The following is a 17,599-nucleotide window of genomic DNA, read 5'->3' as shown; positions in this document are numbered from 1 at the left end:
GATACAACCAGGCATAATCAAAAGCTCTGGCTGGCCTATTATCACGTTTGGTCGGCCAGCCGATAGCAATTAAAATGAGATAAAGCGGGATGTGTACTTATTGAGTAATAGGATACGCGACAATAATACAGAAGCAGCAAACACTGACAGTAGTAACGTAAATCTCAGCGTGACGTCGGATAAGTTATATGCACTGGCAATGAAATAGAAAATTCCATCATGCAGTATATACACCCCGATCATTGAGGGGCTGATATAGGCCAATGTTTTCTTTATCCATTGGTGTTTAGTGTCAAAGTTATCAAATATGACAAATAAACATAAACTTAGTATTAAAACGTGTAAGTTATCAAGGAAATAACCTGCATTCACTGTTTTATATACATGTATCGACATAAAACTTTCGTAAAAATACATTGAGATTGCTGTTGGCAGCAGCAGCACTTTAGCGATGAGACGCACTCTCGGTAACTTGGTTATTTTCTGGCACATCTTTGAGCAGAGGAACCTACCGGTTATATAATAGAAAACCCAAGTCCATAATCTAAAATATTGTGGGAAATCAATTAAATATGGCCTTTCAGTGAAGGCGCTGATCAGATCGATCGTAATCGAGAAAATAACCAGACACGAAAGGGTTATGATGGCCGTTCTGTTGCTTTTCAAAACCTTCGAGATTATCGGGTTAAGCAGATAAATAATGGCAATGCTGAACAAAAGCCAACTTTGTAGGAAATACCCTCGTTTGAAGCCATCCTCATTGATAAAATAGAAAAGGACGTTCCAAAAGATAATAATCGTTATTATAGATTTTAATTTACTGAGGATATCCTTTTGATCTATCTCATCATTAGAGTCGATATAACCGATGATCATGAAAAATAATGGGGTAGCAATAATCGATAAAAAGTATAGAACACTCATTACTTCGCCGCCTAAAAAACACTGGTCAGTACAGGTTTTACTTGCAGAGTAGAAAGTAACGGCAGAAAAGCAGCTTAACGTTTTTAGGGCATGTAAACCGACGTTTCTCATAAAGTAGTTTGACTTAAAATAAGGTTAAATGAGAGATGCAGCTTCATAGGGTGTATGGTTTGCATCAGAACCTTCCTATTCAGACTACTAATATTTTTACATTTTTGCATACAATCTGAATGCTGTCACGTTTGGCAAACTGAAACAAAAATAAAAAATAAGGAAATATTCCACAGAGAAACAGACGTTTCCTACACCCTCCGGTGTTGACATCCTATATCGCTCTCCTTTCCCCTATGTTCTACTAACAAGTAGGAAAGTATATTGTGTTATCTATTTGATTTATAATGATATTTATTTCATTGCAAACAGATATGAGTTAACCATTCATGGGGTGCTGAAGCGCTAACGGGTGTGGCCAATATGATAAGCTGTATGATAGTCGATAACGATAAATATCAAACACTGGGTATGGTAACTGTCGTAAAAAAAATATTTGCATCGTTAGGTTTTAAAAAAGAGATTAAATTCTATCGAAAAGCATTTTATTCAGCAGATGTGATTTTTATTGGTGTTGATGAATTCAGCTTTTTCGAAGCGCTGAAACGTTTGGATAAGGCTCCTTCTGAAGCCGATGTTTTTTTGATTTGTGATGCCAGACTGAATAGCTTTTTACAAGGTATTCCTAGGTTCAGCAATGTAACCATGATCTTCAGAGAAGATTCGGTTGATACAGTAATCAACAAGATTACCTCTGTATTTAAACGAAAACTGCGCGGACTTAAAGAGAATCTGGTCGAACGTAAAGTTACCAAGGTGTTGGGGCTGGCATCATCAGAGCGGCAATATTTGACGCCAAATGAAAATATTGTGTTGAAACTATTTAATGAAGGTTTTTCAGGCGGCGATATCGCCAGAATTTTGAAGAAAAGTGAGAAGACAGTTAGCGGACAAAAACGTTCTGCTATGAAGAAGCTAGGTGCTCGTACTGACGTTGAGTTGATTAAAATGTTTATGTTCAAGTAGTTAATGAAAATAATCTGATTTTTATTATTTCTAGCGTCAACACCAGAGGATATCAAAGGGATGTTCTTGCGTTAGCGGGCAGGGATGCCAGCATCTAACTTTCCGGGTAGACCGGACAGCCCCAAAGGCATTTGGGGCTGCTTTAGGGTGCTGATATCCCCTAGTTTCAAGAAAAATAGAATCAGTATTAAATACTCTTCAATTTAGCAACCGTACTCTCGATATCAACCTCATGTTCAGAAAACGTATAAGTTACATTCTGGAATGTCGTAATTGATAACATTTTCAATGGCACGGTTTTTTCTGAAATATCTTCTTCCTGCGGCCGGATTTTGTTCATCAGTAAATTTACTGAAAGTATAGTATTAGCCTTGTCTACCTCGGCCTGTGCAGGGACTTCTTTAGTAAAAGTATTGAATGACTTGATGCTGGTGAGTTTGATTCTCTCGTTAGCAATGAATATGTATTTACTCTCGATTGCTACTTTTACCGCAAATGCCGACAACCCTTTGGTATTGGTTGTTGGCTCAAAGGTAACCTCGGCCCCTTTTTTGATCATCTCGGGATTAGCAACTTTAATAACGTGAAAATAACGGTTATCTCCGTTCTCATCGGTGATAAAACCAAAGCCTTTATCTTCAAAAAAAGTTGTTATTCTACCGTTCATCATGCGTCTCATATTAGCGTATCCAATGGCTAAGTATAATACAGGTGAATAGCGTTCAGATACAGCCTGTCAGTTCGCTGAGGCGTTTATCAGCGCCATAATGGTGAACTACAAAAGCAAAAAAATGTGGTTTTCTGTGCTAGAAACAGAGCCAAAAAACGGCGTTTTTCACTTTTTCTCTTCTTTTTGTGATCTCGGCTGTGGACAAAAAACGGTTCTATTGCTGTACTGTAGTTGACACACTATTTGTGTCCAACATTCACGTAAAGGTAAGTTTGATGTCTAAGATTAAAGGTAGCGTTAAGTGGTTCAATGAGTCCAAAGGTTTCGGCTTCATTACCCCAGAAGATGGCAGCAAGGACGTTTTCGTTCATTTCTCAGCCATCGCTAGCAATGGTTTCAAAACTCTTGCTGAAGGCCAGCGTGTAGAATTTGAAATCACGAACGGTGCCAAAGGCCCATCTGCTGCTAATGTTATCGCTATCTAAGTAGCCCATATTTGTTAAAACCCGCCTCTATAGGCGGGTTTTTTATGGGTATTACCAATAAGGTAAAAAGAGGGCTTTTGTTGAACGACACGACACAACTCGTTGTTTTACAATCAACAAAAGTAGAATTGAGAGAAGTAACACATCAAGGTTAGAACAGATAGGCTTTGAGAAATATCACGGTGATGACCAGGCAAAAAATAACTGTTAGCCACTCAGCCCGTTTTTTTGGTAATCCAAACATAGTGTTATCCAGCACATCAGTCACCACCATCGGCTAACTGTTCTCTGGCAAATGATTATCCGGTTCGTAGATTAAGAAAACATTAAGACGATACCACCCGACCCGTGATTTTCTTTATCTTGCACGTTTCCGGGCAATATAATTGACTACCCGGAAAGTTAAACTATTTATAGTTACTCGCTATTATTGCCCCGCGAAGTGATTGACCAATATAAAGGCCAGCATCGTCATCGCAAGTGACCCGGCCAGATTAAGTAAAACAGTCCCCGCCGCCCATGCCAGCTTACCTTCCTGAATGAGATAAACCACTTCCACAGAGAAGGTGGAAAATGTCGTTAGACCACCACAAAAACCTGTCGTAATCAGAAGCTTCCATACGGGATCAATATGTGCAATGCGGGTAAACAGCGCTAATGTCAGACCAATGATAAAAGCACCTATCAGGTTTACCAGCAGTGTTCCCACGGGGACATGGGGTGATAAGCTGTTTAGCTTCATACTGACCAGCCAGCGAGCAACGCTGCCCACGCCACCACCAATAAATACTGCGAGTAATGTATTAAACATAAATACCTTTCATTATGGATACCCATCGTGCGGGGTAGTTGGTCATTATTAATGGGCTTTTCAGAAAGGCTTAGGCGCAATACTACGCACCTTAATGAAAAGGTTACGTAGACATCATCAGCCTTGAAGGGCGGTTATGGAGGAATGTCATCTCCAGAGCTTACGAATCAATAATACACTGACTTTTTACATCATGAAATCTATTGGGAATAGTTTTTAACTGGCCAGCTCAATACGATTACGACCATTATCTTTTGCCTGGTACAGTGCGGAGTCAGCCGCTTTCAACCATTGCTGATAATTAATCATGTCGTGCCTGTAATCAGCAATGCCAGCACTTACTCTAAGTTGCAGCGTGGGGGCTTGCGTAAAGGCTAATTCAGCTAGTTTTTCTTGAATTCGCGTTAATACTTCGCGGGTTTGTTCGGCGGTGGTATTGGGCAAAATAGCACCGAACTCGTCGCCACCATAGCGACCGACAATATCAATGGCCCGCAGCCCTAATAATAACTCCTCAGCAAGAACCGTAATGGCTTCATCGCCGACGGCATGGCCAAAGGTGTCATTTATGGCTTTGAAGTTATCAATATCAAGTAAAATGAGTGTTGCGCCGTGCTGATAGCGCCGGCAACTGTCAAATTGATTATGTAACTGGTGTTCCCAATGTCTGCGGTTATACAAACCAGTTAACCCATCTCTTACACTAATACGTAATAGCTCTTCTTTGTTTTCGGCCAAACGCTTGGCAGTTCGATAGGTTACTAATCCGAGTAGGGAAGGGTAGATAATTATCATCGGCAAACAAGCATAAACCTGAATGGGGGAAGTTTCAGGTTCAAAGGGCAAGTTAAATATCCATGCGGTCAATAAGCTACAGGAGATTTGCAAGGCTAAACCTTTGCAAAAAATGTTCTTACCCCCGGAAGCAATATTATTCATACTCATCATGGATAGAATAACAATGGATGGCAAAGCATTGAACGACATTATTGCCACCCAGACGCCACCCAACGCAGAGTCTATTTTCATGTTGATTATTTCTTGCTCAAACGGTTGTTCAGACCGCAACGCCAGCAAGAATGCAATATGTGGCCATATCAACCCATTAATAGCTAGCATCAGCCATAGCCATAATGGGGAATGCTGTGTGTAGAGCACTGAGCCTACACAAAACATACCTACACCTAAGCCAAATGCTCGAGGTAAATAAGTTCTTTTAGCAAAACTTAACCCTGACCGACGGGTGTTTATTCTACTTGAATAAGGCAATTGGCGGCTCCCTCTTTCTTTTTGCTTTGGGGGGATGTTAACGGCAATGTCTCATCCGGAATGAGTCAAAATAAGTGATAATAGACTCTGAGTAATCATAGTTCACTAACGAAATCTGTTACATATTACTGTTGTTTTAATCGGTAATTTATTCGTAAATAGGCCATTATTTAACAATATCCAACGTCATTGGCGTTGTCGCTCGCGAGTGAATCCCACCATTCTGACTCATGTGAGTGATTCAGGGCGTGAGATGTGCTCACATTGGCGCAATATCCAGTAAGAAGGATATATTCATTGTTTAATGAACAGAGCTAATCAAGAAGGTGAGTATGGAAGGTATCAGTATTACCAAATTGTTGGTAGTCGGCATATTGATTGTGTTGTTGTTTGGAACCAGCAAATTGCGCACGTTGGGCGCGGATCTGGGGGCTGCCCTGAAAGGCTTTAAAAAGGCTATGGGTAATGATGATGCACCTGCGGCGACGCCTGTTGCTGAAGCTAAAACGGCCGTTGAAACCAAAACAACACCGCCAATTGAGCATAAGGACTGATTGCCCTCGCTCGATATAACCGGTATTCCGGTGAAAGCGGCAGGATGAAAATTCTTTAACTTAGCTATTATCAGCAAACTTATTATGTCTGATAACAGAAAACGGATCTCCAGTGGAAATCCGTTTTTGCTTGTCTGGCATTTAAGGTGTAACTAAATATTTCATAAAATTGGCCTGAAAGTCTCATCAGGCCAATTTATTTATTTTACTTCCAACCCTTTTGCTTGCAGATCGGCATGATAAGAAGAGCGAACAAACGGGCCACAAGCAGCGTGGGTAAAGCCCATTGCCATAGCTTCTGCTTTCATTTCGTCAAACTCAGCCGGGCTGACGTAGCGCTGTACGGGTAAATGGTGGCGGCTTGGTTGCAAATATTGCCCTAGCGTCAGCATGGTTACTCCATGGCGGCGCAGATCATGCATAACCTCAACGATTTCAGCATTGGTTTCCCCCAAGCCAACCATCAAACCTGATTTAGTCGGAATATCAGGATGAGCCTCTTTAAAGCGCTGAAGTAATTTAAGCGACCACTCATAGTTAGCCCCAGGTCGCACTTGGCGATACACCCGTGGTACGTTTTCCAGATTATGGTTAAACACATCCGGTGGGGTGACAGTCAAAATATCTAACGCGCGATCCATACGGCCACGGAAGTCAGGCACCAATGTTTCAATTTTTATGGTCGGATTTTTGGCTCGAATGGCTGCGATACAATCTGCAAAATGTTGAGCGCCACCATCGCGTAAGTCATCACGGTCAACCGAGGTGATAACCACATAGCGCAATCCCATATCTTTGATTGTTTGAGCCAGCTTTTCTGGCTCATTGGCATCAGGTGTAACCGGACGACCATGGGCAACGTCACAGAATGGGCAGCGGCGGGTACAAATTGCGCCGAGGATCATAAAGGTCGCCGTTCCGTGGTTGAAGCACTCTGACAAGTTAGGGCAGGATGCCTCTTCGCAAACCGAGTGCAGACCGTTTTTACGCATTGCTGCCTTGATACCCTGAATGCGGCTGGAGTCAGCGGGTAGCTTGATTTTCATCCATTCGGGTTTACGTAACAGTTCCTGACGTTCGGTAACCACGGTTTTAATCGGGATTAACGCCATTTTATCTGCGTCGCGGTATTTTACGCCACGTTCCATCTGAATCGGTTTACTCATAATCGTGCAGGTTCCAGTTCTGAATCTCTCAATTTGAGATTTTTCATTAAATTCAACGTGATACGGCTTGCGTTAAAAATTTTTTGAAAATTGTTTAAAAATTATATCATCATTACCCTATCCTATTCAGCCCCCAATTACGTGGGCTATCTTAAAAGAGTCAGGGCATTCACGATTTCAATTGGCTAACTTAGGATACGTCAGATGATAAATAGTCTGCCAGTGACCATGGCTGCTGTTCCGCTTGCGGATAGCCCAATTGGCGGGTAAATTCGCGCACCAAGATTGGCTGGATATCAGCAACAGTTGTCCCTGTTTTTAAGGCACTGACTTGGGTCATTTGCATGCCAGCATAACCGCATGGGTTTATGCGTTGGAACGGCTCCAGGTCCATATCGATATTCAAGGCCAGCCCGTGAAACGAGCAACCTCTACGGATGCGTAATCCCAACGAGCATATTTTCTGCTGGCCGACATAGACACCGGGGGCATCTGGGCGGGCTTGTGAGTCAATAGCAAAATGAGCCAATGTCTGAATCACGGTATTCTCAATCGCGGTAACCAATTGCCGCACGCCAATTTTGGCACGCTTGAGGTCAATCATGACATACATGACTTGCTGGCCGGGGCCATGATAGGTGACCTGACCGCCTCTATCACTTTGGATAACCGGAATATCACCGGGCATCAGCACATGTTCGGCTTTTCCCGCCTGACCTTGAGTGAAAACGTGCTGATGCTCAACCAGCCAGATTTCATCTGGAGTGGCGTCAGTACGGAACTCAGTGAAATTATGCATAGCTTGAGATACGGGGGCATAGGGTTGTAGCCCTAGCTGACGTAAAATGATCTTGTGTTGTTGCAAGCGAGGCATCATCTGGTTACAGAAATGGTGGCGTCAGTATACCAGCCCAGCGATGTGGGGCTACTATTTTGACATTTAAAAAAGCAGGTTTGCGGTTCAACCATGGGGTTAAAAGGCAAAATAAGGCCCAGAGCGTGAATAACCGCTCCGGGCCATAATAAGGCGGGCTTGGTACAAATTAGGTATCTTGCTCGTAGGCAATATGGACTTAACTCGATGGTCCTAACTATATGGTCTTAACTACAGTACCATTCGCACCAGTTCAAGGTCGGCCAGCTCTTTATACAGGATTTCCACTTGATCAATATGGGTGGCTGTAATGGTGATGGAGACGGAGTGAAAGTTGCCTTTGCTGCTCGGTTTTACCTGCGGGGTATAATCACCCGGAGCATGGCGCTGTACCACTTCTACCACCTGGTTTACCAACTGTGGTTCTGCAATGCCCATTACCTTGTAGGTAAAAGAACAAGGGAACTCAAGCAGTTCGTTCAGTTTAGTTTTCATGTGCGCTCTTGGGGTGTTGACGGACAGATTACTGCCGGATAGATACTAGGATAAAGAAAGAATTATCCGACCTTAAAATTATAACTCCCGCCGGGGCGGGAGTTTCAGATTATTTATAATATGGGGATAGTCTGCTGATTTTCAAGCCCGCCAACTAACCGAACCAGCGGTGGAACATCAGTTTGATGTAGTCCACCATGCGACTAAAGAATCCGCCTTCTTTAACTTCATTCATCACCACTAATGGGCGCTGATCGATAGTTTTGCCATCTAACTGGAAGTTAATCATGCCAACAACCTGATTCTTCGCCAGTGGCGCATGAATCTCTGGGGTATTCAGTACATAGCTGGCTTTCAGGTCTTTCATACGGCCACGTGGAATAGTCAGGTAGACGTCTTTATCAACACCCAACTGCACTCGGTCACTGTCGCCGAACCAGACTGGCTCTGACGCAAACTCTTTACCCACTTTCAATGGTGCGACAGTTTCAAAGAAACGGAAGCCCCAGGTCAGTAATTTTTTACTCTCGGTTTCACGGCCTTTATAGGTGTGACCGCCCAGCACGGCTGAGATCAAACGCATTTGACCATCGGTAGCGGAGGCCACCAGATTGTAGCCAGCAGCATCGGTATGACCGGTTTTAATACCATCAACATTCAAACTGGTATCCCACAGTAAACCGTTACGGTTCATCTGACGGATATTGTTGAAGGTGAATTCTTTCTCTTTGTAAATGGCATACTCATCCGGTACATCGCGAATCAGTGCTTGACCAATCAGCGCCATATCGCGCGCAGAGCTGTACTGGCCTTCAGCATCTAAACCGTGAACTGTTTTGAACTGGGTATTTTGCAGGCCCAGTGCTTTAACGTAGTTGTTCATCAGGTTGACGAATGAGTCCTGGCTGCCAGCAACATAATCAGCCATCGCGACACAGGCGTCATTACCGGATTGCAGATTGATACCCCGAGTCAGTTTAGAAACCGGTACACGGTCACCGGGTTTCAAAAACATCAACGAAGAGCCTTTGAATTCTGGATTGCCGGTTGCCCAGGCATCTTTCCCCACGGTAACCATATCTTCTGGCCCGATTTTGCCTGCTTTGATTGCTTGGCCGATAACATAACTGGTCATCATTTTGGTCAAGCTGGCCGGATTACGACGCGCATCAGCATTCATTTCTGCCAATACTTTGCCGGAGTTGTAATCAATCAGCACATACGCTTCTGAGTCGATCTGTGGCACGCCGGGGATCATGGTTTTCAGATTGACGTCATCAGCGTTTGCAGCAGACGCTGTGCTCATAACAATAACAGTGCTGAGCGCCAGGCTCTTGATAATGCGAGAAGTAGTTACATATTTCATGATCAGGACAACAACATCCGTGGGAGTAAGTTAAGAAAGTGCCACACTATACCATACCCTTACTTACTTAACGTTGTAGCGGCGTTAGCGGCACTCACTCATCCGAATCACATGTTCATCGGGATGCATTCATTTGCGGCCTTGCTGCAACGCCAATAAATTTGGCTATACACCTGTGTGGCGTTTATTGGTTTCACCGTAACATCCTGTTTGCACAAGGGGTTACGGTTATTTTTATCTGACAGACCTTAAATTGCTACAAGGTATGTATGTTTTAAGGCGCCGCGACCACAAATGATTGCTGCTGAGCTTCGCTCGATAGGCGCTGTTGCAGTTCTACGGCTTGTTGGCGGCTACTGAATGGCCCAAGTTGGACACGATGCACGCTACCATTGGTGTCTACTTTACCCGGGACCCCAAAACGTTGGCTCAGGCTTTGCTGCCAAGTTTGCGCCCGTTGAGCATCACTCAACGCACCGACCTGAACCACATAACCACCAGAGGTCGCAGCACCTGTTGTTGCTACTGATGAGGTCACGGGACCGGGGTTGGCAACAACCGGTGGTGTCACCGGCCCTGCACCCAGAGTGGATACAGAATCCACGGCAGGTTCTGAGCTTTCCAACACGCCAGCCGGTACCGGGGTCGATGCCCTCAGGAAGCCGCTACTTTGTGGCGCGACCGGTTGAGTGGCATCCGCACCAGACAAATTACTGTTAGCGATAGGGCGCACTGGCGCACTTACTGCGGGCGCATCCTGTTGCACTGGCGTCCCCATCCCGCTGGAGGTCAAGTCCGGGCGGCTTGGTAAGGCATAACTTTGCTTGGCAATGGTGGTACCGACCATACCTGGGCCTGACAGCGAGCCATCAGGTGCGACATTGATAAAATCAATTTTCACTTTGGTATTATTCGAAATATTCAGGCGATCAGCGGCCGCTTTGGATAAATCAATTACTCGCCCAGGGGTATACGGGCCACGGTCATTCACGCGCACCACAATCTGGCGGCCATTACTGACATTGGTGACGCGCACATAACTTGGAATGGGCAAAGTAGGGTGGGCGGCGGTCAATGCATTAGGATCGAACGTTTCGCCAGTGGCGGTTGTATTGCCGTTAGCTTCTTCGCCATACCAAGCGGCAAGACCCACCTGAGTGAAGTTTTGTGGATCTTTAATAATGCTGTAAGACTGGCCATTGGCTTTATAATCCTGATTAAAATTAGGATTAAAGGGTTCATAGCGCGGTTCTGCCCCGCCAATCTCTTCAACCGGGCCGTTGTACGTCTGTTGCACCTGTTGCTGGGGTGCCGGAGGCTGACTGGTACATGCTGATAACAGCACGCCTGCGATGCCTATCCAAAGCCATTCCTTACGCATTGCTCACCTCTATAAATTCTTCGATAACATTTTGCGATGAGTATGTATCGACATCACGATACCAAACCCGGCCATCAGAACTATCAGTGCCGAGCCTCCATAGCTGACCAAAGGCAAAGGTACGCCAACCACAGGTAAAATTCCACTGACCATACCTATGTTAACAAACACATATACAAATAGTATCAGCATTAATCCTCCTACCATCACTCGGCCGAAGGTGGTTTGTGCGTGGGCGGCAATCACCAAACCACGCATAATGAGACAGAGATAAAGCGCTAATAGTACCAGCACGCCAATTAAACCTAGCTCCTCTGCCAGTACGGCAAAGATAAAATCAGTATGGCGTTCCGGTAAAAACTCCAGTTGTGACTGAGTCCCGTGTAGCCAGCCTTTCCCTGATAAGCCACCTGAGCCGATGGCGATTTTTGATTGGATAATATGATAACCGGCGCCGAGCGGATCACTTTCCGGGTCCAGCAGCATCATCACGCGGTCGCGCTGATAGCCGTGCATCAGGAAGAACCACAATATCGGGATAAATGCGGCGACCAATACGGCGGCAATAGCGATTAAACGCCAACTCATACCGGAGAGAAACAGTACGAACAGGCCAGAGGCCGCAATCAGGATAGAGGTACCCAAATCGGGCTGAGCGGCTACTAATAAGGTGGGCATAAAGATTAAAATTAGCGCAATACCGGTGTTTTTCAATGAGGGCGGACAGACGTCACGGTTCATAAAGCGAGCCACCATCAGCGGAACCGCAATTTTAGCAATTTCAGAAGGTTGAAAGCGGATAAAACCCAAGTCCAGCCAGCGCTGTGCACCTTTACTTATTTGGCCAAAGGCATCAACCAATACCAACAAAATTACGCACACGAAATAGAGGTAGGGTGCCCAGTTTTCATAGACGCGCGGCGGTATCTGCGCCATAACCAGCATGACAATCAGGCCCATCGCGATTTGGCCAACTTTGCGTTCCATCATGCCGATATCTTGCCCGCTGGCGCTCCACATCACAAAGGCGCTATAAGCCAACAGCGCCAGGATGCAAATCAAAAACGGCAGATCGATGTGCATTTTGTACCACAAAGAGCCTTTTTGTTGATTATCAGTCATGAGTTACCTTAGTCCACTTCAATTAATCTGCTTCAACACCTGGAGGCAGAGGGGCCGCATCCGGTAATTCAGTATTGTTATCACCCAACAAAATGTGGTCGAGAATTTGGCGAGTAATGGTCCCCACCGCAGGCCCGGCACCCCCATTTTCTAAAATCATGGCGACAGATACCGTTGGATTTTCGTAGGGCGCAAACGCAACCATCAATTTATGGTCGCGTAAGTGTTCTGCCACTTTATGGGCATTATAGGTTTCATAGCTATACACTTGGGCGGTACCGGATTTTGCCGCTGCTTTATAAGGTGTACCTTCAAAAAACTTACGCCCCGTTCCGTTCGGACGGTTGGCTACACCATACATGCCATCTTTAGCAATTTCCCAATAACCGGAATGTATATCACCAATTTGCGTGCGATCTTCTTGTTGATAGGGGACTAACTCTCCATTAATCCGGGTGCTTTGTAGCAGATGTGGCGTTTTAACCGCGCCATCATTAATCAGCGTCATTAACGCTTTTGCCATCTGGATTGGGGTGGCGGTCCAATACCCTTGGCCGATACCCACCGGAATGGTATCCCCTTGGTACCACGGTTTTTTGTGGCGTTTTTGTTTCCACTCACGGGTCGGCATCAGGCCCGCGCGCTCTTCGGATAGATCGATACCAGTATATTCACCGTAGCCGAATTTACTCATCCATGAGGACAAACGATCAATCCCCATGTCATAGGAAACCTGATAGAAGAAGGTATCCGCCGACTCTTCCAGCGCCTTGGTGACATTCAACCGACCATGACCCCATTTTTTCCAGTCGCGAAAGCGTTTTTCTGAGCCAGGCAGTTGCCACCAGCCAGGGTCAAACAAGCTGGTATTTTTGGTGATAACCCCGGCACTCAGGGCGGAAACGGCAATATAAGGTTTTACTGTAGACGCAGGGGGGTAGACACCCTGGGTAGCACGGTTAATCAGCGGGCGGTCAGGATCGTTCAACAACCCCTGATAATCTTTGCTGGAGATCCCATCGACAAATAGGTTCGGGTCATAACTTGGGTTCGATACCAAGGCTAAGATAGCGCCGGTGCGTGGGTCCGTGACCACCACTGCGGCGCGGCTGCCACTCAGCAGTTTTTCAATATAGGTTTGCAGATGTAAATCAAGCGTCAGGTAAATATCTTTACCGGCCTGCGGCGGCTGCTCATGTAGCTGGCGGATCACCCGGCCACGGTTATTGACTTCAACTTCTTCATAACCGGTTTTGCCGTGTAATACGGATTCATAATAGCGCTCAATACCCAGTTTGCCGATATCGTGGGTTGCGGCATAGTTAGCCAGAATGCCTTCTTTATCCAACCGTTCGACATCTTTATCGTTAATTTTCGATACATAACCGATAACGTGAGTCAGGGCCGAACCATAGGGATAGAAACGGCGTTGATAGCCTTTGACTTCAATACCGGGGAAGCGGAATTGGTTAACGGCGAAACGGGCGACCTGCACCTCGGTAAGGGGGGTCTTAACGGCAATGGAGGTAAAGCGGCGTGAGCGCTTACGCTCTTTTTCAAAATTAGCGATATCCTCATCCGTCAGATCCACTATCGGGCGTAGTGCATTGAGTGTCGCGGGGAGGTCTTCGATTTTTTCCGGCATCAATTCTAATTGATAAATGGTCCGGTTCATCGCCAACGGGGTGCCGTTGCGATCAAATATCATACCGCGGCTAGGAGCGATAGGGACCAGCTTAATGCGGTTTTCATTGGAACGGGTGCGATAGTCTTCGAAACGCACTATCTGCAAATTGTACAAGTTTACAGTCAATATTCCGCTTAGCAGCAGGATACCGAGGAAAGCCACAAGGGCGCGGCGGACAAACAAGGCTGATTCAGCTGAATAGTCGCGAAAAGGGTTAGGTTCTTTTTTCATCCCGCAGCTACTTCATCTTGTCCAAAACCAACACGTTACTCAAAGCCATCACTTTACTCAGGTTCATCGCCGCTTATTCCCGGTGATAAGGGTGATTGGTCGTAATACTCCAGGCGCGATAGAGGCTTTCAGCCACTAAAACACGCACTAAAGGATGGGGTAGCGTAAGCACAGAGAGCGACCAGCTCTGCTCTGCGGCAGCTTTACAGGCTGGGGCTAATCCCTCCGGCCCGCCAATCAGCAGACTGACATCACGGCCGTCCTGCTTCCAGCGTTCTAATTGCTGAGCCAATTGTGGAGTTTCCCAGGGAGTGCCTGGGATATCCAGCGTGACAATGCGGTTATTCTTGCCAACCGCCGCCAGCATCAGTTCGCCTTCTTTTTCCAAAATGCGTTTAATATCCGCATTTTTGCCCCGCTTACCGGCCGGTATTTCTACCAGCTCGAAGGGCATATCTTTGGGAAAGCGGCGCAGGTAATCCATGAAACCTGTCTGCACCCAGTCTGGCATTTTGGTGCCGACAGCCACCAGTTGCAGTTTCACCGCTTAGCTCCAGAGTTTTTCCAGTTCATACAGACGGCGGCTTTCTTCTTGCATGACATGCACAATGATTTCGCCTAAATCCACAACAACCCAGTCAGACACACCCTGGCCTTCTACGCCCAGCGGTATCATGCCTGCCACACGGGATTCCTGCACCAGATTGTCTGCCAGCGCCATAACATGGCGGGTAGAAGTCCCGGTACAGATGATCATGTAATCAGTGATGCTGGACTTACCCTGAACATCCAAAGTGATAATGTCCTGGCCTTTCAAGTCATCGAGCTTGTCGATAACAAATTCTTGGAGCGCTTTACCTTGCAAAGGTTCCCCCTCGGGTGATTTCTGTCCATACCCTTCGTCCTTGAAGTTGCTGGGGTGTTAGCTGCACTTTCTCACCCGAATCACTTACCTGTAGTTGACCCTACATAAATAAGCTTATCGGAATTCGTGCGCTGGCTGGCTACCTGCAACGTCAAGTTCTTTGGGTATTAACGTTCTTCCGTATTGTTTGCAGGAGTTCCCACGAACAGTTACCGGTATGAACAGTTAGAATGTAACGGTTTTTCAGCGAATACCTGAAATTTAGCGGCGGAGTATAACATGGGTGAATGCGTCGCGATATAAACCCTCAGTTCCTCAACCGCGATATAAACCTTGTAACTCAATATATCGCTGGACAGCACGTGGCAGCAGGTCATCGCAGCTCTCACCATTATGACGCCGATGACGAATATCGGTAGCTGAAATATTCAATAAAGGTGTATCAGCCAGATAGATTAACCCTTGTGGTTGCAGGTTTAATGCTTGCGGATCCAAGACTCGTCGCTCATCAAGCCATTGCTGTAACTCAGGTGTTTCCAGCGTTTGTGAGTAACCAGGGCGGGCGCAAACCAGCAAATGGCACACATCCAATATCGATTGCCAGCGATGCCATTTATGCAGCGATAATAATGAATCCTGCCCAATGATAAACGCTAACGGCAGTTCAGCACCACGTTCTTTACGCAGTGATTCCAGGGTATCAATGGTGAATGAGGGGGTATCGCGCAATAACTCCCGCGAGTCGACGCTGAACAGCGGGTTACCGGCTACCGCCAGTTCCACCATTTTCAGCCGTTGCTGTGCATTGGCCTCGGGTTGTGGGCGGTGAGGTGGGACATTATTGGGTAATAAAATAATATGTTGCAGACCCACTTGTTGAGCCAATGCTTCAACCGGCGTCAAGTGGCCGTAATGAATGGGGTCAAAGGTACCGCCGAACAGGGCATGTAGGGCGCGAGTCGGGGATTTATTGGGCATCAAAAAAGCTCTCAGGTAATATTTTGCCACACATCAGCATAGATAGCGTTTCTAATTCAGGCCAGATTGACTGACCATAATCCTGTTTCAAGCGAACTTCTATCTGTGCCAGCAAATGAACGGCTTGTTGCAATTGTGGCAGCGAAAGGCGTTGCAGAGCCTGCGTCATCATGGGCCGGCGATTTTGCCACACTTTTAACTGATCAAATAGCGTACGCAGTGGCACCTGATCCATGCGGCGCTTCAACGTTAGCAGCAAGAGCAGTTCTCGCTGTAAGGTGCGCAGCAAAATAACCGGTTCACTCTCTTCCTGCTGCAATTGTTGCAGGATATGCCAGGCGCGTTTGCTCTTCCCAGCTATTAGGGCATCGAGCCAGTGGTAAGGGGTGAAATGCGCGGCATCGTTGACCGCTTGCTCAACTTTAGGCAGCGTCAGTTTACCGTCAGGGTAGAGCAACGATAACCGTTCCAAAGCTTGTGATAGCGCCAGCAGATTGCCTTCGTAGCAGTAACAAAGCAGTTGAATGGCGGGGTCATCGACCTCCAGATTCAGGCTTTTGGCCCGTGTACTGACCCAACGTGGCAGTTGTGCCTGCTCCGGCGTTTGGCAACTGACAAATACGCCATTACTACCGAGTGCTTTAAACCAGGCACTGTTTTCTTGTGCTTTGGTTAGTTTATTTGCGCGCAAAATCAATAAAATATCTGAATGTAACAGGCCCGATAACTTAACCAATTGTTCGTTCATTGGTGCCGTTAAACCACTGTCAGGGAAGCTCAGCGTCAATGTCTGGCGGCTGGCAAATAGACTGAGTGCCTGACAAAGACTAAAGATATTGTCCCACTCGGTATGAGTATCCAGCGCAAAACTGAAATGTTCGGTGAAATCATGCTCTATTGCTACCCGACGAATGTGGTCCTGACTTTCTTGTAACAGCAATGGCTCATTGCCGCATAACAGATAGCAAGCGCGCAGCCCCTCATGGAGCTGCGCGACAAGTTGTTCAGGATAGACTCGGATCATTGGGCCGGGGTACTGACTGCGGGTTTGCCAATATTGATTTCTTTAGTTTCTGCCATCTTGGCGGCGCCTGTTGCTGTATTATTGCCAACCGGCTTGTCACCATTTTCTTGCGCATTTTTGACTTCTGCAGCATGTACGGTCAGAAGCTGACGTACTAACTGCTGAGCGGCTTGTTCACGCATTTCCTGACGGAGAACCTGAGCTTCAGCATCTTTGGCGAGCGCTGTTAACGGGTTATCGAAGAATGTGCGGAAGATATTAACCCGTAATGGGTAAATATCATGACCCGGTATCAATACCTGCGCCTGCACATGCAACACTAACTGATACTCCGCCGTTACCCCATTGCGGAAGATTGACACGGTATCCTGATTTTCTGATGAACCAAGGATCCGCAAGGCGGGTAAGTCTTTACGCATCGGGTCATCAACAATGGTGACATTGCTTAAACGCAACTGTTGACGTACAGCTCGGGTTAACGGGCCATAAGGGTCACTACTTTCCAGCAACAGTTTTTGCAGTTCAGGTGGCACCTGAGTGGTGCCTCGCAGATTAAAGCCACAGCCAGCGGTGACCAGCACCGCTAACCCCAGCAACAATGTCAGAATACGATGTCGCAC

19 protein-coding genes and 1 riboswitch are annotated in these 17,599 nt (G+C 46.3%); of the genes, 3 read left to right on the top strand and 16 right to left on the bottom strand.

The features are described 5' to 3' along the window. Positions 1 to 69: 69 nt before the first annotated feature. Positions 70 to 1,035 (bottom strand): acyltransferase, encoded by a 966-nt coding sequence (locus V1955_RS15685; protein WP_083159698.1) that lies wholly within the window; start codon positions 1,033 to 1,035, stop codon positions 70 to 72. A 375-nt stretch (positions 1,036 to 1,410) separates the two neighbouring features. Between V1955_RS15685 and V1955_RS15680 the strand changes: the two genes are divergently transcribed. Next, the gene (locus tag V1955_RS15680; protein WP_102970450.1) at positions 1,411 to 2,001 is read left to right on the top strand and encodes a helix-turn-helix transcriptional regulator; all 591 of its coding nucleotides are present in this window, start codon (positions 1,411 to 1,413) and stop codon (positions 1,999 to 2,001) included. A 187-nt stretch (positions 2,002 to 2,188) separates the two neighbouring features. Here the strand turns inward: V1955_RS15680 and V1955_RS15675 are convergent, their stop codons facing one another. Then, positions 2,189 to 2,668 carry a cold-shock protein gene (locus V1955_RS15675; RefSeq protein ID WP_083159694.1) on the bottom strand — a complete coding sequence of 160 codons (480 nt, stop codon included), beginning with the start codon at positions 2,666 to 2,668 and terminating at the stop codon, positions 2,189 to 2,191. A 278-nt stretch (positions 2,669 to 2,946) separates the two neighbouring features. On the opposite strand from V1955_RS15675, the gene cspE reads away from it, so the two are divergent. Beyond that, positions 2,947 to 3,156, top strand: a complete 210-nt coding sequence (cspE, locus tag V1955_RS15670) for a transcription antiterminator/RNA stability regulator CspE (protein ID WP_002210315.1) — start codon at positions 2,947 to 2,949, stop codon at positions 3,154 to 3,156. 427 nt (positions 3,157 to 3,583) lie between these two features. Here cspE and crcB read toward each other — a convergent pair whose 3' ends face one another. Further along, entirely contained in the window at positions 3,584 to 3,967 is a 384-nt protein-coding gene (crcB, locus tag V1955_RS15665; RefSeq protein WP_083159692.1) for a fluoride efflux transporter CrcB, read from the bottom strand. 101 nt (positions 3,968 to 4,068) lie between these two features. Continuing rightward, positions 4,069 to 4,131, bottom strand: a riboswitch (Fluoride riboswitch). Between the two features lie 52 nt (positions 4,132 to 4,183). Continuing rightward, the gene (locus V1955_RS15660) at positions 4,184 to 5,236 is read right to left on the bottom strand and encodes a diguanylate cyclase (protein WP_083159690.1); all 1,053 of its coding nucleotides are present in this window, start codon (positions 5,234 to 5,236) and stop codon (positions 4,184 to 4,186) included. A 332-nt stretch (positions 5,237 to 5,568) separates the two neighbouring features. Here V1955_RS15660 and tatA point away from each other — a divergent pair, with 332 nt between their 5' ends. Beyond that, positions 5,569 to 5,790, top strand: a complete 222-nt coding sequence (gene tatA / locus V1955_RS15655; RefSeq protein ID WP_372568854.1) for a Sec-independent protein translocase subunit TatA — start codon at positions 5,569 to 5,571, stop codon at positions 5,788 to 5,790. A 200-nt stretch (positions 5,791 to 5,990) separates the two neighbouring features. On the opposite strand, the gene lipA is transcribed toward tatA, so the two are convergent. The 12 genes from lipA to lptE form a co-directional block, all read right to left on the bottom strand. Beyond that, positions 5,991 to 6,956 carry a lipoyl synthase gene (gene lipA / locus V1955_RS15650; protein WP_442821124.1) on the bottom strand — a complete coding sequence of 322 codons (966 nt, stop codon included), beginning with the start codon at positions 6,954 to 6,956 and terminating at the stop codon, positions 5,991 to 5,993. A gap of 190 nt (positions 6,957 to 7,146) precedes the next feature. Further along, positions 7,147 to 7,833, bottom strand: a complete 687-nt coding sequence (lipB, locus tag V1955_RS15645; RefSeq protein ID WP_083159684.1) for a lipoyl(octanoyl) transferase LipB — start codon at positions 7,831 to 7,833, stop codon at positions 7,147 to 7,149. A gap of 228 nt (positions 7,834 to 8,061) precedes the next feature. Beyond that, complete coding sequence (gene ybeD, locus V1955_RS15640; RefSeq protein ID WP_032905731.1) at positions 8,062 to 8,325, bottom strand: DUF493 family protein YbeD; 264 nt, start codon at positions 8,323 to 8,325, stop codon at positions 8,062 to 8,064. A gap of 154 nt (positions 8,326 to 8,479) precedes the next feature. Then, positions 8,480 to 9,691, bottom strand: a complete 1,212-nt coding sequence (dacA, locus tag V1955_RS15635) for a D-alanyl-D-alanine carboxypeptidase DacA (RefSeq protein WP_083159682.1) — start codon at positions 9,689 to 9,691, stop codon at positions 8,480 to 8,482. Positions 9,692 to 9,965: 274 nt separating this feature from the next. After that, positions 9,966 to 11,072 carry an endolytic peptidoglycan transglycosylase RlpA gene (gene rlpA / locus V1955_RS15630; RefSeq protein ID WP_083159680.1) on the bottom strand — a complete coding sequence of 369 codons (1,107 nt, stop codon included), beginning with the start codon at positions 11,070 to 11,072 and terminating at the stop codon, positions 9,966 to 9,968. A 9-nt stretch (positions 11,073 to 11,081) separates the two neighbouring features. Continuing rightward, a complete protein-coding gene (gene mrdB, locus V1955_RS15625; protein ID WP_005182719.1) occupies positions 11,082 to 12,194 on the bottom strand; it encodes a peptidoglycan glycosyltransferase MrdB in 1,113 nt (370 codons plus the stop codon). Positions 12,195 to 12,216: 22 nt separating this feature from the next. Further along, positions 12,217 to 14,112, bottom strand: coding sequence for a peptidoglycan DD-transpeptidase MrdA (mrdA, locus tag V1955_RS15620; protein ID WP_083159678.1), 1,896 nt, complete (start codon positions 14,110 to 14,112; stop codon positions 12,217 to 12,219). Between the two features lie 73 nt (positions 14,113 to 14,185). After that, positions 14,186 to 14,656: a 23S rRNA (pseudouridine(1915)-N(3))-methyltransferase RlmH gene (rlmH, locus tag V1955_RS15615; protein ID WP_083159676.1), complete on the bottom strand. Its 471-nt coding sequence runs from the start codon at positions 14,654 to 14,656 to the stop codon at positions 14,186 to 14,188. Between the two features lie 3 nt (positions 14,657 to 14,659). Then, positions 14,660 to 14,977, bottom strand: coding sequence for a ribosome silencing factor (gene rsfS, locus V1955_RS15610; RefSeq protein ID WP_083159674.1), 318 nt, complete (start codon positions 14,975 to 14,977; stop codon positions 14,660 to 14,662). A 315-nt stretch (positions 14,978 to 15,292) separates the two neighbouring features. Further along, the gene (nadD, locus tag V1955_RS15605; RefSeq protein WP_083159671.1) at positions 15,293 to 15,955 is read right to left on the bottom strand and encodes a nicotinate-nucleotide adenylyltransferase; all 663 of its coding nucleotides are present in this window, start codon (positions 15,953 to 15,955) and stop codon (positions 15,293 to 15,295) included. After that, entirely contained in the window at positions 15,945 to 16,979 is a 1,035-nt protein-coding gene (gene holA, locus V1955_RS15600; protein WP_372568855.1) for a DNA polymerase III subunit delta, read from the bottom strand. The genes nadD and holA overlap by 11 nt, the downstream gene beginning before the upstream one ends. Beyond that, positions 16,976 to 17,599: an LPS assembly lipoprotein LptE gene (gene lptE / locus V1955_RS15595; protein ID WP_083159667.1), complete on the bottom strand. Its 624-nt coding sequence runs from the start codon at positions 17,597 to 17,599 to the stop codon at positions 16,976 to 16,978. Before lptE ends, holA begins: the two co-directional genes overlap by 4 nt.

The organism is Yersinia sp. 2545 StPb PI (assembly GCF_052217125.1).
GTDB classification, from domain to species: domain Bacteria; phylum Pseudomonadota; class Gammaproteobacteria; order Enterobacterales; family Enterobacteriaceae; genus Yersinia; species Yersinia enterocolitica_E.
This window is presented reverse-complemented; position numbering and strand designations above follow the sequence as displayed.

Coding starts and splice junctions, on each gene's coding strand:
- mrdA (WP_083159678.1), bottom strand. CDS start 14,112: ATGAAAAAAGAACCTAACCCTTTTCGCGACTATTCAGCTGAATCAGCC.
- cspE (WP_002210315.1), top strand. CDS start 2,947: ATGTCTAAGATTAAAGGTAGCGTTAAGTGGTTCAATGAGTCCAAAGGT.
- V1955_RS15675 (WP_083159694.1), bottom strand. CDS start 2,668: ATGAACGGTAGAATAACAACTTTTTTTGAAGATAAAGGCTTTGGTTTT.
- crcB (WP_083159692.1), bottom strand. CDS start 3,967: ATGTTTAATACATTACTCGCAGTATTTATTGGTGGTGGCGTGGGCAGC.
- rlpA (WP_083159680.1), bottom strand. CDS start 11,072: ATGCGTAAGGAATGGCTTTGGATAGGCATCGCAGGCGTGCTGTTATCA.
- ybeD (WP_032905731.1), bottom strand. CDS start 8,325: ATGAAAACTAAACTGAACGAACTGCTTGAGTTCCCTTGTTCTTTTACC.
- dacA (WP_083159682.1), bottom strand. CDS start 9,691: ATGAAATATGTAACTACTTCTCGCATTATCAAGAGCCTGGCGCTCAGC.
- nadD (WP_083159671.1), bottom strand. CDS start 15,955: ATGCCCAATAAATCCCCGACTCGCGCCCTACATGCCCTGTTCGGCGGT.
- tatA (WP_372568854.1), top strand. CDS start 5,569: ATGGAAGGTATCAGTATTACCAAATTGTTGGTAGTCGGCATATTGATT.
- mrdB (WP_005182719.1), bottom strand. CDS start 12,194: ATGACTGATAATCAACAAAAAGGCTCTTTGTGGTACAAAATGCACATC.
- holA (WP_372568855.1), bottom strand. CDS start 16,979: ATGATCCGAGTCTATCCTGAACAACTTGTCGCGCAGCTCCATGAGGGG.
- V1955_RS15680 (WP_102970450.1), top strand. CDS start 1,411: ATGATAGTCGATAACGATAAATATCAAACACTGGGTATGGTAACTGTC.
- lipB (WP_083159684.1), bottom strand. CDS start 7,833: ATGATGCCTCGCTTGCAACAACACAAGATCATTTTACGTCAGCTAGGG.
- V1955_RS15685 (WP_083159698.1), bottom strand. CDS start 1,035: ATGAGAAACGTCGGTTTACATGCCCTAAAAACGTTAAGCTGCTTTTCT.
- lipA (WP_442821124.1), bottom strand. CDS start 6,956: ATGAGTAAACCGATTCAGATGGAACGTGGCGTAAAATACCGCGACGCA.